Source organism: Cohnella sp. 56 (assembly GCF_037963805.1).
Classification (GTDB): Bacteria; Bacillota; Bacilli; order Paenibacillales; family Paenibacillaceae; genus Cohnella.
On the sequence record NZ_JAZDQE010000009.1, the window covers coordinates 181,286 to 195,056 of the forward strand.

At 58.2% G+C, this 13,771-nt stretch carries 11 protein-coding genes; 7 read left to right on the forward strand and 4 right to left on the reverse strand.

What is annotated here, in order from left to right; translation table 11 throughout:
- Positions 1-332 precede the first annotated feature (332 nt).
- Both VQ071_RS17030 and VQ071_RS17035 read right to left on the reverse strand, forming a co-directional pair.
- A complete protein-coding gene (locus tag VQ071_RS17030; protein ID WP_340515303.1) occupies positions 333-2,105 on the reverse strand; it encodes a methyl-accepting chemotaxis protein in 1,773 nt (590 codons plus the stop codon).
- Positions 2,106-2,476: 371 nt separating this feature from the next.
- Positions 2,477-3,184 carry a tyrosine-protein phosphatase gene (locus VQ071_RS17035; protein ID WP_340515304.1) on the reverse strand — a complete coding sequence of 236 codons (708 nt, stop codon included), beginning with the start codon at positions 3,182-3,184 and terminating at the stop codon, positions 2,477-2,479.
- Between the two features lie 342 nt (positions 3,185-3,526).
- Between VQ071_RS17035 and VQ071_RS17040 the strand changes: the two genes are divergently transcribed.
- Positions 3,527-4,942: a GNAT family N-acetyltransferase gene (locus VQ071_RS17040; protein WP_340515305.1), complete on the forward strand. Its 1,416-nt coding sequence runs from the start codon at positions 3,527-3,529 to the stop codon at positions 4,940-4,942.
- Positions 4,943-5,230: 288 nt separating this feature from the next.
- Here VQ071_RS17040 and VQ071_RS17045 read toward each other — a convergent pair whose 3' ends face one another.
- The gene (locus VQ071_RS17045) at positions 5,231-5,602 is read right to left on the reverse strand and encodes a DUF4180 domain-containing protein (protein ID WP_340515306.1); all 372 of its coding nucleotides are present in this window, start codon (positions 5,600-5,602) and stop codon (positions 5,231-5,233) included.
- Between the two features lie 51 nt (positions 5,603-5,653).
- On the reverse strand, positions 5,654-8,803 hold the full coding sequence (locus tag VQ071_RS17050; RefSeq protein ID WP_340515308.1) for a hybrid sensor histidine kinase/response regulator: 3,150 nt from the start codon (positions 8,801-8,803) through the stop codon (positions 5,654-5,656).
- A gap of 238 nt (positions 8,804-9,041) precedes the next feature.
- Here VQ071_RS17050 and VQ071_RS17055 point away from each other — a divergent pair, with 238 nt between their 5' ends.
- The 6 genes from VQ071_RS17055 to VQ071_RS17080 all read left to right on the forward strand — a co-directional run bounded on the left by VQ071_RS17055 (position 9,042) and on the right by VQ071_RS17080 (position 13,771).
- Entirely contained in the window at positions 9,042-9,767 is a 726-nt protein-coding gene (locus tag VQ071_RS17055) for a 3-ketoacyl-ACP reductase (protein ID WP_340515309.1), read from the forward strand.
- Positions 9,768-9,787: 20 nt separating this feature from the next.
- A complete protein-coding gene (locus VQ071_RS17060) occupies positions 9,788-10,630 on the forward strand; it encodes an AraC family transcriptional regulator (protein ID WP_340515310.1) in 843 nt (280 codons plus the stop codon).
- Positions 10,631-10,723: 93 nt separating this feature from the next.
- Entirely contained in the window at positions 10,724-11,713 is a 990-nt protein-coding gene (locus tag VQ071_RS17065) for an aldo/keto reductase (protein ID WP_340515311.1), read from the forward strand.
- A 149-nt stretch (positions 11,714-11,862) separates the two neighbouring features.
- Positions 11,863-12,435 carry an ImmA/IrrE family metallo-endopeptidase gene (locus VQ071_RS17070; protein ID WP_340515312.1) on the forward strand — a complete coding sequence of 191 codons (573 nt, stop codon included), beginning with the start codon at positions 11,863-11,865 and terminating at the stop codon, positions 12,433-12,435.
- 8 nt (positions 12,436-12,443) lie between these two features.
- A complete protein-coding gene (locus VQ071_RS17075; protein WP_340515313.1) occupies positions 12,444-13,265 on the forward strand; it encodes a hypothetical protein in 822 nt (273 codons plus the stop codon).
- Positions 13,262-13,771, forward strand: a complete 510-nt coding sequence (locus tag VQ071_RS17080; protein ID WP_340515314.1) for an NUDIX hydrolase — start codon at positions 13,262-13,264, stop codon at positions 13,769-13,771. The genes VQ071_RS17075 and VQ071_RS17080 overlap by 4 nt, the downstream gene beginning before the upstream one ends.

Below are 13,771 nucleotides of genomic sequence, written 5' to 3' on the forward strand. Positions count from 1 at the left end.
ACTCTCGCGGTACCACCCCGGATTCGCGGACACGTCGCCGTCCCCGCCTCTTCGAGTACGGCATGGCCCCGCCATGCTTATACCCTAGCTCTGTAACAGGAGCTCCTGGCACGCCACCCTCCGCTTATTCCCCGGATTCCGGCGCGCTGCTCAGAGTCTTTTTTCGATAACGTCCTCTTTGCCCCTTCTCAGCTGCCGGGGCTCTCTGTCCAAGAATCCGTGTATCTACTCTTCTCTTCATCGCATTTCGTCGTGCCATCATTTTAACGGATACAGGCTTAAAGATAAACTGTTTTCCGCAAAATAAAATTAGCAATTTTTCGAAAAGCGCATCACAGCTTGAACTGGGCGACCGCCGCGTCCAGCACGGCTCCCCGCCGCTTGAGCTGCTCCGTCTGGTCGACGATCCGCCGGGCGGCCGCCAGCTGGCTCGCCGACATCTCCTGCAGGGTCGACGCGTTGTCCGACGTCTGCACCGAGATCTGCGACATCTGCTCGACCGATGCCGCGACCTCCTCCGAGCCCGCCAGCACCTGCTGCGAGGCTGCGGAGATGCCCACGATATGGCCGTCCACGAAGTCGAACCGTTCGATCGTGCGGTCGAACAGCGTCTCCACCTCGATGGAGAGCGCCTCGCCTCTGGCCATCTCCTCGGCCTCCGCGGTCATCGATTCGCCGATCCGCGCGGACTCCTGCCGGATCTGCTGCAGGAGCGAGGTGACGCGCGCCGCGGAGGAGGCGGACGCCTCGGCGAGCTTGCGGACCTCACCGGCTACGACCGCGAAGCCGGCGCCGTGCTCGCCCGCCCGCACGGCCTCGATCGAGGCGTTGAGCGCCAGAATCTTGGTCCGGTCGGCGATGCCCGCGATCGCTTCGAGCGCCGGCTCGATCTCGTGCATGCAGTCGCCGAGCACCTGCACGGACGCCTTCGTCCGGTCGGCGACCTCGGACATCGATGCGACCTGCGTCTTGAGCTGGCCAATGGCCGTCCTGCCTTGCTCGGCCGTCGACAGCGCGTCCGAGGAGGCGCCCGCTACGCTCGTCGCGGCTTCGACGACGCGCTGGATGGCGAGCGTGATCTCCTCCATCGATCGCGCGCTCTCCTCCGCGCCCACGCGCTGATGCCGCGCTCCGTCGGCCAGCCCGGCGGTCGATCGCTCGAGCTGCACGCTCGAGGCGACCATCCCGTCCGCTTCGGCCCCGAACTGATCTGCAGCGTGCAGCAGGTCCTGTGTCGTCGTCTTCACATCGCGCACGACGGCGCCGAGCGTGGCGCCCAGCCGCTCGATCATCCCGAGCATCGCCGCGTACGCCTGCCCGATCTCGTCGCCGGAGCGCACGCGGGTCCCGCCCAGATGGCGCTGGGCGTCCGCAAGATCGCCGCGCGCGATGGCCTCCGCCCCGCGGACGATTCTCCCCAGCGGCCGCAGCGTGCGGGACAGGAACCACGCGATGAGCAGAAACACGACAAGCGTCGCCAGCCCCATCATGATGAAGAGCGGCACGCTCTTGCGCAGCACGTCACGATAAATCTGCTTCGAGACGGATACGTCCGTATCGATGCCCAGCGCCCCGATCACCTGGCCGTTCGCGTCGCGCAGCGGCGCAAACGAGGAGATATAATCGCCGTATTCCGGATTGTGGATGATGCCGGTCTTCGCCGTGCGGCCCGCGAGCACCTCGTCGATCGCCGCCTTCGGCATATCGGTGACCTCGCCGATCGGAGACGCGGACGCATCGTCCTTGGGCTGGCCATCGATCAGGATAATTGGCTGTCCCTGTTCATCGATCTTGACCGTGTATACGTAGAACGCCCCGATCTGCTGCCGATACCGGTCCAGCTCCTTGCGGATGGTCCAGTAGAGATCACTCTCCTTGGCATCCTTCATAAAGCTCCCGTAGGCTGCCATATCGAAGCTCCCCGCGTACGCTTCGGCGACATGCATGCTGAAGCTGCCGATCGCTTCTTCGCTGGCTTGCTTGGTGTTGCGGATCTGCAGATAGACGAGCGCGGCCGACAGGAGAACGAGAACGGCCAAGATCATCATCGACAGCTTCACGACGAGGCGGCTCCCTAGCCCGGACCTCCGATTCATGCGAGTCATGCGTGTCATGCTCCCTTTGTCTATGGATGGCGACAGATTTCTCTAAATTTCCTCTCAGTCGACATTACTAATTCGCCTCCGCTTCGGCTTCTCCTCCTGTCGCCCCGGTCAAAACGACAGAAATCCAATCGCGGCGGCTGCCGTTTGACGAAAATTCACAAAATCCACCCGACTTTTCGGCGGAAAAGCGGCCAGCGGGCCCCCTTCATCAGGAGTCGAACAACGCGGGGCGCAGCAGCAATGCCTTCGCCGTCCGCAGCTGCTTCGCATCCAGCTGTCGCAGCATGGCCCGGACAGCGGATATTCGCGACGCGCCGGAAGTCGGCTTCCTTGGGACAGCACGGCGCTGAAGCTTGCCTCAAGCGCCAATGCTATCCGGCGACGATGCTCCGCATGCGGGCCTCCAGCTCAGACCTCGCCTCGGCGCCCGCCAGCTCCTCGAACACGGCCATGCCTGCGCCCAGATTCGGCTTGCGGTTCACATTGTGGGCGTCCGTGGCGATCGTGTGCACAAGGCCGGCCTGGATGAGCATGCGCCCATACCTTTGCGGCTCGGCTCCGAAGTTGCCGACCAAGCTGTCCGCCGACACCTGCGTCCACACGCCCAGCTCGACAAGCTTCGGCAGCAGCTCCGCATCGTCTCTGAAGAAGGCATGACGCTCCGGATGCGCGAGCACGGGGGTGACGCCCGCATCCAGCAGCCGCTCCACAATCTCCGGCGTGGCCGGATCGTAGCCGCTCCAGCGCTGCTCGATGAGCAGATGCGTGCCCGGCCTGCCCAGATAAGCGAACGAGCGGCTCCTCGTATGCGCAGCCACGAACTCCGCGCTGACGATCTGGACTTCGTTGCCCGGATGGAGGCGAACGTCGATCCGCTGCCGCTCAAGCTCCCGCTCGAGCTCCTCCAGCTTGCGGTGTACGACATCCGCCGTGGTGAGGAATACAGGATGGAAATGAGGGGTCGCGATGATGTCCCGAATGCCGTCCTCATAGGCAATCCGGGCCATCGCGACGGATTCCTCCAAATCCCGCGCACCGTCGTCCACCCCGTGCAAGATATGGCAATGAATATCGATCATGCTGACATGCCCCCCGTTAGTTTTTTAACAGAAACCCTCCAGCTGCAATTATATCAATGTCCCCGGGCGAAAAGGCATGCTTGTGTGTGCGCTGGAATGCGGCATATGTTCATAAGGATCGGCAATTCGCGGCACAGCAAAGTTTTTTCTTGAAACATTTGGAAATGTATCCGAAAATAAATATGGTTGGCGTGCGATCGCCATCAACCATAATTCTGGTATCCAAATATACATTCGAAGGAGTGATGGTGTTGTGAATAACTGCAACTTGAAGAAGCCGATGAGAGGTCGTTGCCGGTGAGCGACTGAACCTCTCATGCGGCACTGGGAGGCTACATCCAAATGATGTCATTAAAAAACATGGTGCGCGGATTGGAAAAGGACGCCGTGGCCCAGCAGTTCATTCAGCTTTGGGATCATGATGCACATACGTTAAAGTTTTGGAGGGCCAGCAGCAACTTCGTCTACACGTTCGAGAGGCGAGGCAGCCGGCAATTCCTCCGATTCGTGCATGAGACAGACAACAGTCTCGTGCGCATTCAGGCGGAGCTTGATTATATGCGGTTCCTGGCAGCGAGCGACTATCCGACAGCAGCTCCTGTCCTCTCCATCCACGACAACCGGGTCGAAACTGTAGAGACGGCCGGCGACGGACGTTATTACGGCGTTGTATTCGAGCAGGCCGCAGGCTCCCCTATTCCGATGGAACAGATGACGGATCAGCATGCCGAAGCGTGGGGAGGTTCCCTGGCTGCGCTGCACCAACGATCCGAACAATATTCGCCCGGCCCGGCAGCGCGCGGCAGCTGGCACGATGCGCTGCTGTTCATCTCGTCCGTACTGCAGCGCCACCCCGACGAATCGGGTGCCCGGCTGGAGCTCGATCGGTTGCGGGAACAGCTCTCCGCGCTTCCGACAGACGCAGCGCACTTCGGTTTAATCCACTATGACTTCCAGGCCGACAATCTCTTCTACTTGTCCGGGGAGTCGCGCTATTGCGCGATTGACTTCGACGATGCCATGTACCATTGGTACGCGATGGATATCGTATCCGCTCTGGCTGATCTTGCCGAACTGCATGACGACGACGCCCGGCGGGTACAAGCACATTTTCTAACCGGGTACCGTGCAATTCGGCCGCTTAGCGAGCGCTGCCAGCAGGCGTTTCCTTTATTCCGACGGTTCGCGGAGCTCTATACTTTAGCGAGGCTTCTGCGCAGCGTGGAGGGTATAGCGGACGATCTCTATCCGTCCTGGGCGATCGGACTTAGAGACAAGCTGCTGGGAATTTGCGAGCGGATTCGAAAAAATTATCGGCCGTGCATCAGTTTCAGACCGATCGATCAACACAATTGGTTCGCCTGCACCGAGCTTGAGGTAGCGGATGAACAGAAAAAAGTTTTTCCCGTCTCTACAGTCTACTGGCTTGCAGAATCCGCTTATTGCGGGTTTACGCCCCTTGCCATATACGCCAGCGGCCAGCCGGCGGGCCTCGCAGTGTACGCGGTCGATCCCGACGATGGGAGCTGCTGGATCATGGCCTACATGATCGATCGCCGCTGCCAGCGCAGGGGAATCGGACGCGCCGCCATGGAGGCGCTTGTCCGTCACATCAGAGATACGTATGCCTGCGACAGCATTGTACTCGGACATCGGCCGAACAATAAGATAGCAGCGGATCTGTACGCTTCGCTGGACTTCATCGAGACAGGCCGCACCGAGCAAGAAGTCGTGCGCACATTGAATCTCGCAAAATAATATTGAGATCACGCGGTTGCGCGAGCGGCTGCGGCAGGCGGCTTGCCCATATCCTGCCGCAGCTCTGCAATCGCATCGAAGCGGATGACGCCATCTACACTGATCAATCGTTCGTTCATGTATATGCCTCCCGCGTGATAAGAAATAAAAAAACACAGGCCACGGGCCTGTGCATGCAGTAATCGAAACAAGAAACTGAAAATGAACGCCATCGGTCACAACCCGTAAACCGACTTGTCGTCCGGCATCGGATCGCTCATGGCGATTTTTAATGTCATGCGATGGAAACTAGGCGATATCGTGAAGCGCTCGAAGCGCATCCTGTCTATCTTTTAAAAAGAATACCTGCTTGCCCTTGTTGCATTCGTAAATAAAGTCCTTCAAGCTCTTGCTGTCATAGGCGTCGAGATCCCCTACAATCGCGAGCTTCACATTGTAATTGACATATTTCTGCAAGATATCGCCTGCCAGGCCGGTCTTAAGCTCGAAGAACGCCTCCGTCAGATTCGACTTTTCAAGCAATATTTTATGGCATTCGTTGTGGTTGTAATAAATAGACGCCATTAAATCCAATGCATCCTGGGCGTTATGTATGATGACGTCAGGGCTGTCTACAATGGCGATTCTGGAATTGTCCTGTTGGTCGATGGATATGTTCATCGTGAACCTGCCTCTCTTGTCTGAAATATGCGTTGGTCGGATCGCGAACCGTCAAGACGATCGTCGGCCGGGGACAGGGACGGTGAAAGAGACGATCGTCCCCTCCCCGGGATGACTGCGAATGAGCAAGCCCTTGCCGCACAGCTGCTTCAGCCGCCGGTCGGTATTCGCCAGTCCGATCCCCGCATGTCGGCCGAGCCGCTCGCCCGAATCCGGCTCCAGCGACGACGGCAGCACGGACTGCATGCCGACTCCGTCGTCCTCGACCGAGATGAGCACCTCGTCCTCCCGCTCCCGGATCCGAATCCGGATCTTGCCGCCCTCGGGCCGTCTGAGCACGCCGTGCCGGACCGCGTTCTCCACCAGGGGCTGGATGGACAGCGGCGGCACCTCCGCCAGAAGATGCGCATCCGCATCCCATTCGACCTGAATCCGGTCGCCGAATCGTTCCTTCTCGATGTACAGGTAGGAACGCACCAGGCCCAGCTCCTTGTGCAGCGGCACCCATTGATCCGAGATCGTCGAGTCGAAGCTGGCCCGCAGATAGTCGCCGAAGGCGGACAGCAGGTCGCGCATGCGGACGGTGTCGACATCCCCGAGCGCGGCGATGGAGTTGAGCGTATTGAACAGGAAATGCGGCTGAATCTGCGCCTGCAGCCACGCCGCCTCCAGCCGCTGCTGCTCGCGGGCGGCGCGGGCCACGTCCGTCAGCGCCTTCACCCGCATCCGCAGCTCCTGCGCGTCGACGGGCTTGACGATGTAGTCGTTGGCCTCCGCCTTGAAGCCCGCTTCGATGTCCTCCGCCCGATGTCGGGCCGTGAGCAGCAGGATCGGCAGCTCGGAGGGCGAGAAGATCGCGCGGACGGCACGGGCGACCTCATAGCCGGACATATCCGGCATCATGACGTCCGCGATCAGCAGATCCCATACGCCCGTGTTCAGGAGCGCCAGCGCTGCGGCGCCGCCGGTCGTCGTCGTGATGGCGTACCGCTCGGGATCGAGCACATGCTGCAATATTCTTAAGTTGACCGGATCGTCGTCGACGGCCAGTATGCGGCAGCGCTCCGTGTGTGAAGCGCCCGGCTCCGCCCATGAGGCGCCCGCGCCCGCGTCCGCATGCGAGGCGGCCGGCGTCTCGGGAGCGGCATCCGCCCCGGCGCTTGCGGGCGGCTCATCCTCTCGCAGCAGCCTGGCCGCGGCGACCTCGCCGGCCGCCGCAACCGCGCCCGTGTCGGCCGCCTCCGCCGTCGGCAGCGTGAACCGGAAGACCGTGCCGACGCCAGGCGCCGAGCGGACCGTCAACTGCCCGCCGTGCAGCTCCACCAGACGCTGGGTGATCGCCAGGCCGAGCCCGAAGCCCGCCGCATTCGTGTCCGCCTGCATCTCGCCCTGCTCGTAGGGCCGGAAGATTCGGCGCGCCGTCTCCTCGTCCATCCCGATTCCCGTGTCCGCGACGCGAACGACGACCTGATCGCCCTCCTTTTCCGCTTCGATCGAGACCTGCCCTGCCTGCGTGAACTTGACCGCATTGTGCAGCAGGTTGAACAATATCTGCACCAGTCTGTTCTCGTCCGCCAGCACCGCAGGCAGCGCATCCGGCACCCGGTTCTCGAGCCGCACCGGCTTGCCCTCCGCCATGAACCTGACCATGTCCAGCATGCCCGCAGCCTCCGTCTGCAGCCGGAGCGGCTCCGGATGCACGCGAAGATGATTGTCCCTCAGCCGGTCCAGATCGATCAGATCGTTCAGCAGGAAGGCCATGCGCCTGCCGACCGACAAGAGCAGCGCGAGACGCTCGCGGTTGACCGCCTCGTCGGTTCGCGCGCCGCTGTCGAGCACGGCCTGCGCCATGTTCAGCATGCCGTGAAGCGGATTTCTCAGCTCGTGCGAGGTATGGACCAGGAATTCGTCCTTGCGCCTGTCTGCCGCCTGGAGCCGCTCGGCCAATCGGACGGTCTCCGCAGCATTGCGGAAGTACCGCTTGAACCAATACAACGCGAAGGCGACCAGGAAAGCGAGCATATCGAAGGGATAATAGCCGACATCCAGAACACTCGAATAGCTGAAGATGCCCCATATTAAATCCGAAGCGATGGCCACCGTGCCGAGCAGCAGGTAGATGGCGTCCGGCGTGCCGATGCGGACCGCGCGGTAGAGACAGATCGGTACGGCGACGTACGACACGAGCAGCAGCGCCGTATGGAGCCCGTCCGCATAGGGGAGGGTGATCACCTTGATCGGCGAAGCCAGCACAAATAGGCCGAAGGCGAAGCATGCCGCGAAGTACCAGCGGGAATGACGACGGAGCGGGAATTCGGGCAGGAGGCTCCTCACATATTGCAGCAGCAGCGCCGCCGTGACCAGATACGACAGGTAGAACACTTTGCCGGCCGCCTCGAAGCCGACCCCGAACCAGGCGGTCAAGAGGCGCTCCGAATTGCTCAGCACGGTTAGCGCTCCGCAGACCCCGAGCAGAGCGAAGACCAGGAGCGGCCGCTGCCGGGTGCCGATGAAGTAAAGAGCGACCGCGTACAGGGCATGCATCATCAGCAGCAAAATAAAGGCGGCCTGCGCTCCGATGGACAGCCAGTAGGCCCGCTCCATCGCCCGTGCGGCGCCAAGCCTGATAGGCTCCGTCATGCCGCCGATGGCGCGGTTGTCGTAATTGGCCGCCTGCAGCACGAGGTCCAGCACGCGGCTGTCGGGGGTGAACGTGACGGAATAGGGCACGATGCGAGCCGTATAAGCGGATGCGCGGTCCGCCGGATGTCCGGCGCCGCCCAGCAAGTGTCCGTTCACATACAACGCCGACGACGCGAATAGCCCCGGCACGCGAACCGTCAGCTCCGGCAGACTCCCGGCAGGCAGCGTGATGCGCAGCCGGTACGTGCCGTATCCGACGGCGGACTTGAGGTCCCCGGACCAGCTGCCCGGCACCGCCGCCGTGACAGCCGCGGCGCCCTCCGAATCGAAGATGCCGGCCGGACCGGGCACGGCCAGCAGCGACGGGTAAAATGTCCATTGTCCCGCGAGGGAGAGGATCGGCTTGGCGGCGGGATCCCACCGGCTCAGGTCCAGCAGTCCGCTCTCCGCCCGGGCTGTGGCGGCATGCGTCTGCACGCCGATCCAGGTCATGCGAATGCCTGTCAGTACGAGCAGGAACAGCCCGACGACGACTAAGATTTTTCTTCTTTTTATCATGATGTACGGTTTCGACAGAAGCGAGGAATATCCTCTAATAGCCCCTCATCCAAGCCGCCTATTCATCGAAGCGGTTGCCGCCCTTGCCGCAATGAGGCGGAGAGCCTGACCCTGCCGATGAACGCGGCCGACCGCGAGGCAGCACTCGATTGCATGGACGAATTGTCCGCAGGAATCGCCGATGGATTATAATAAGGGCAGAGCATCATCTACTATCGCAAAAAAAGGAGTGTCTACCGTGGCGCAGACGATTAAAGGAAAAGTGGCAATCGTGACCGGAGCCGGGAAAGGGATCGGCAGAGCCGTCGCGCTCGAGCTGGCCAGAGAAGGCGTGCACGTCGGCCTTATCGCCCGCACGGAGAGCGATCTGCTGGAGGCGGCGCGCGAGATCGAAGCGCTGGCCGTCAAGGTTGACTATGCGGTAGCCGACGTCTCTTCATTGGCGCAAGTCGAACAAGCCGTCGACCGGATTACCCGGGAGATCGGCACCGCCGATATTCTGATTAACAACGCGGGGATCGGAACGTTCGAGAAGCTCGTCGAGATGGACCCCGAACATTGGAAAAAAATCATCGACGTGAATCTGCTGGGTACCTACTACGTGACGCGCACCGTGCTCCCGCAGCTGATCGCCAAAAACAGCGGAGACATCATCAACATCTCCTCGACGAACGGGCTGAGCGGAGCACCCGGCTCCAGCGCCTACAGCGCTTCGAAGTTCGGCGTCATCGGCCTGACGGAATCGCTCGCGCAGGAAGTCCGCCGCCACAATATCAGAGTCACCGCGTTGACGCCGAGCACGATCGCGACCGATCTCGCCAAGAGCTCCTCCTTGATCGCGGAAGGCAAGGACGAGCAGTATATGCATCCGGAGGATATGGCGGAATTCATCGTAGCCCAGCTGAAGCTGTCTCAGCGGATGTATATCAAGACGGCGAGCATGCTCAATACGAATCCTTTCTAGGGGTGGAAATGGCCTCACGGATGAAAGCACTCCACGACAATCCGGATCGTCCGTTCCGCGATAATCCGGATTTTTATGTGTCGCACTTCGGCAAAGAGGATTGCATGCCGGGCCATGCCTTCGGGCCCGGCGTGCGCGATCATTACAAGATTCACTTCGTCCATCGGGGGACCGGCGTCGTGCAGGCCGGCGGGCGCACGTACAAGCTGTCTGCGGGACAGGCCTTCCTGTCCTTCCCGGACAAGGTTATTTTTTATGCGTCGGATGCGGAGGAACCGTGGACCTACTCGTGGATCGGATTCCGCGGCGATCGGGTGGCGGACGTGCTGGCGCGGACGCGGCTGACGCCGGAGGCGCCCGTATTTCCGATGGATATGCGATTGATGCCGAACCTGTACGAGCTGCTGCGGGAGGCCGGGGATCGCCCCGTCAACCGCGACCTGCGGCTGACATCGCTGCTGATCGACGTGCTCACGTCGATGGTCGAGCTGCTGCCCGCATCCGCGGATGCGGGCGCCGCCTTGTCTGTGTCGCCCCGCAAGCAGGATGCCTACGTTCACCGGAGCCTGGACTTTCTCCACTGCCACTTCAGCGAGCCGGTCACGGTCGCGCAGCTGGCGGCGGCGCTCGGATTGGACCGCAAATATTTGTCGGTCATATTCAAGGCGGCCACCGGGATGCCGCCGCAGCAATATTTGCTGCATTACCGGATGGAGCGGGCCGGAGAGCTGCTCAAAAAAGGGCAGTATACCGTCGGGGAGGTGGCGCGCTCGGTCGGCTACCGGGATGCGCTGCTGTTCTCGAAGATGTTCAAGAAACTGAAGGGCGTGCCGCCCAAGCAGTATGGTCAGCTCGCAAAATAAGACATCATGCCATATTTATCTTCCTTGCGGATATGGGCTTATCCCCCGAGGCGCACTATAATGAGCCTATCCGCATGAGAAGGAGCGATCGAGATGACCTATATGGCAAGGCAAGAACGATACGACGCGATGACATACAATCGCAGCGGCCGCAGCGGCCTGAAGCTCCCGGCGATCTCGCTCGGACTGTGGCACAACTTCGGCGGCATCGACAAGTACGAGAACGGCAGAGCGATGGTGAGGCGCGCATTCGACCTGGGGATCACGCACTTCGACCTGGCGAACAATTACGGCCCGCCGGCCGGCTCCGCCGAAGAATCGTTCGGACGCATGCTGAAGGACGACCTGCGGCCTTATCGGGACGAGCTGATCATCTCCACGAAGGCCGGCTACTATATGTGGCCCGGGCCGTACGGCGAATGGGGCTCCAAGAAGGGTCTCGTCGCCAGCCTGGACCAGAGCCTGAAGCGGATGGGACTCGATTATGTCGATATTTACTACCATCACCGGCCCGATCCGGACACCCCGCTGGAAGAGACGATGGCGGCGCTCGACCTCGTCGTCCGTCAGGGCAAAGCGCTGTACGTGGGCCTCTCCAACTATCGTCCGGAGCAGACGCGCGAGGCGTCGCGCATATTGAAGCGGCTCGGGACGCCGTGCCTGATCCATCAGCCCAACTACTCGATGATGTCCAGATGGATCGAGGAAGGGCTGCAGGATGTACTCGACGAGGAAGGCATCGGCTCGATCGTATTCTCGCCGCTGAACCAGGGCATCCTCACCGACCGATACCTGAACGGCATCGCCCCCGACTCGCGTGCGGCGGGCCCGAGCGTGTTCCTGCGCACCGAGGGCATCGACGAGACGCTCGTCGCGAAGGTCCGGCAGCTGAACGAGCTGGCGGAGAGCCGCGGGCAGAAGCTGTCGCAGATGGCGCTGGCCTGGGTGCTTCGCGGCGGCCGCGTCACGTCCGCATTGATCGGCGCGAGCAAGGTCGCTCAGATCGAGGATGCCGTAGGCGCGCTGGCTCAGCCTTCCTTCACGCAGGAGGAGCTGGATCGGATCGATCGCATCTTGGCATAGAGGGGTTTAACCTGGGCTCTCAAGTATGAGTAAGGTTATATAATTATTCAAGAAAAAACAGGAACTCATGTTCCTGTTTTTTCTTGAATATGCGAACAAACTGTTGTAAACTGGAAGTCAAAGGTGAATTATTCATATTGGAGGTTTATATGTTCTACTCGAAAGAGACTATTGCTCAAATCGTTGAACGTGTTCACTTCTCGCTCTATCGGTTTGACTCAATAACTTTTAATCTGGAACCTCCCTTTAATGCCGAAGCCGCGATCAAAGCATTCGGTGGAGTAGTTACCAAAAAGGTCACTGATTCTAGTGCTTCAAGTTTTAGTATAGGTGAGGTTCGGCCACTTGAGCCTTATACCGAAAAACGCTTTGAAGTGAGCATACCTTTGGATGAGTACCCTCCCCGGAAAAATTTCACTCTTGCACATGAACTAGGCCATGTTATTTTGCATTTCCAATGGGCCGATCAAAATCAGTGGGAGAAGAATTGCAAGGAAATTGAAGTTCTTAAACGGGATTTGAGTCCAAATCGGATTGAGTACGAAGCCAATTATTTCTCAGCCTTCTTTTTGATGCCAGAGAAAAATGTACGAGCTGATGTCAGTCAATATCTTTCCGGCAGTAATATGTCCTCCAATCTACTTATTGAAAAGTTAGCAGAGAGGTATAACGTGTCTCTAAAAGCAATGGAAATTCGACTTAGTCAACTCGGCATTATGTGAGGTCACACATGCTCAAACATCCCGATCTTGACTTGCAACATTTTCCGCCCGCTAAAGGCTCGAATACACTAGACCGCCTTAAGTTATTCATATCCTTTGACATTGTAGGATCTACCGAACACAAACAAAAAAACCCAACTTCGTGGCAAAGCGACTTCAATAAATTTTATGTCGAGATCGAAGATAATATAAAACTTCTTAATTCTGCTATTAATGATCGAGGAACTGATGTCTATAACATCCGGCCGTGGAAACGCCTCGGAGATGAGGTTGTCTTTGAGACCGATATTATTTCCAGTAAATATTTATTAAAAGCGCTTAACGAGGCCTTCACGATATTGCATAAAACCGCGCACTATCTTGAAAATATTGAAAGTGCCAAACCATTTCTAAGTTTGAAAGCCGCTGCTTGGATTTGTCCTGTCGATCATAAAAACAATATTTCTCCAGAAGGCACAAACGATTATATCGGCAAGCATATTGACGAAGGTTTTCGCGTGGCTGGAAACTTCGCAAAGAGAAGGCAATTTGCTATAAGTTGCGAGCTTGCTTATTTGGTTGCTTACTTCAACGAACACTCTTCCTTAGAGCCATTCTACTTTCTAGGATACAAACCATTAAAAGGTGTATGGCAAGGTAGCTACTATCCGGTAATTTGGTTCTCTAACGACATTGAACAATCGTTAGATCATCTCCCCTACGACCAGCAAGAGAAGTGCGAACTGACTAATTTACTTAACGCAGACAGCAAGTTGAACTGCCGCAAAATGAAATCCAAGTTAGACGGCGTGATTAAGACAAATAACCTAAGTGTTCATATACTGCCATGATTGAGTACTTGGAATCAAGACCAGAAATCATTTATAGAAGAGAGGATTTTCCGGTTAAAGTGGAGGTTCATAACGCGATCATTTGCTATGACGAAGAAAACAAAAAATTTCTCCTACATAAGCGGCCATCTGATCGCAAAGTGGGTGCCCATAAATGGGCCGCTCCCGGTGGACAAATTAATATAAATGAATCTTTGGAGTTGTCCTGCATAAGGAAAGCTTACGAGGAATTGAATGTAAAGGAAATCACCCCAAGAATGGACATCGTTGTCCCCTATTTTATTCATTCAGAGGAGACGGGAGTCGGTATAAATGGTTTTCGAGTGCTATGCCTTCTCTCTCCAACTGAATGTCAGAAATTTATTGAAAAAGACGATCCCGACGAAAAATTCAAATGGTTCTCCCTTTTGGAGCTGGAAGAATTGAAAGAGGAAGAAACCGTCCCCAATTTATATGCAGAAATATGCACCTTACTAACCTACTACAATTCTAGTAACAAGGTTTAA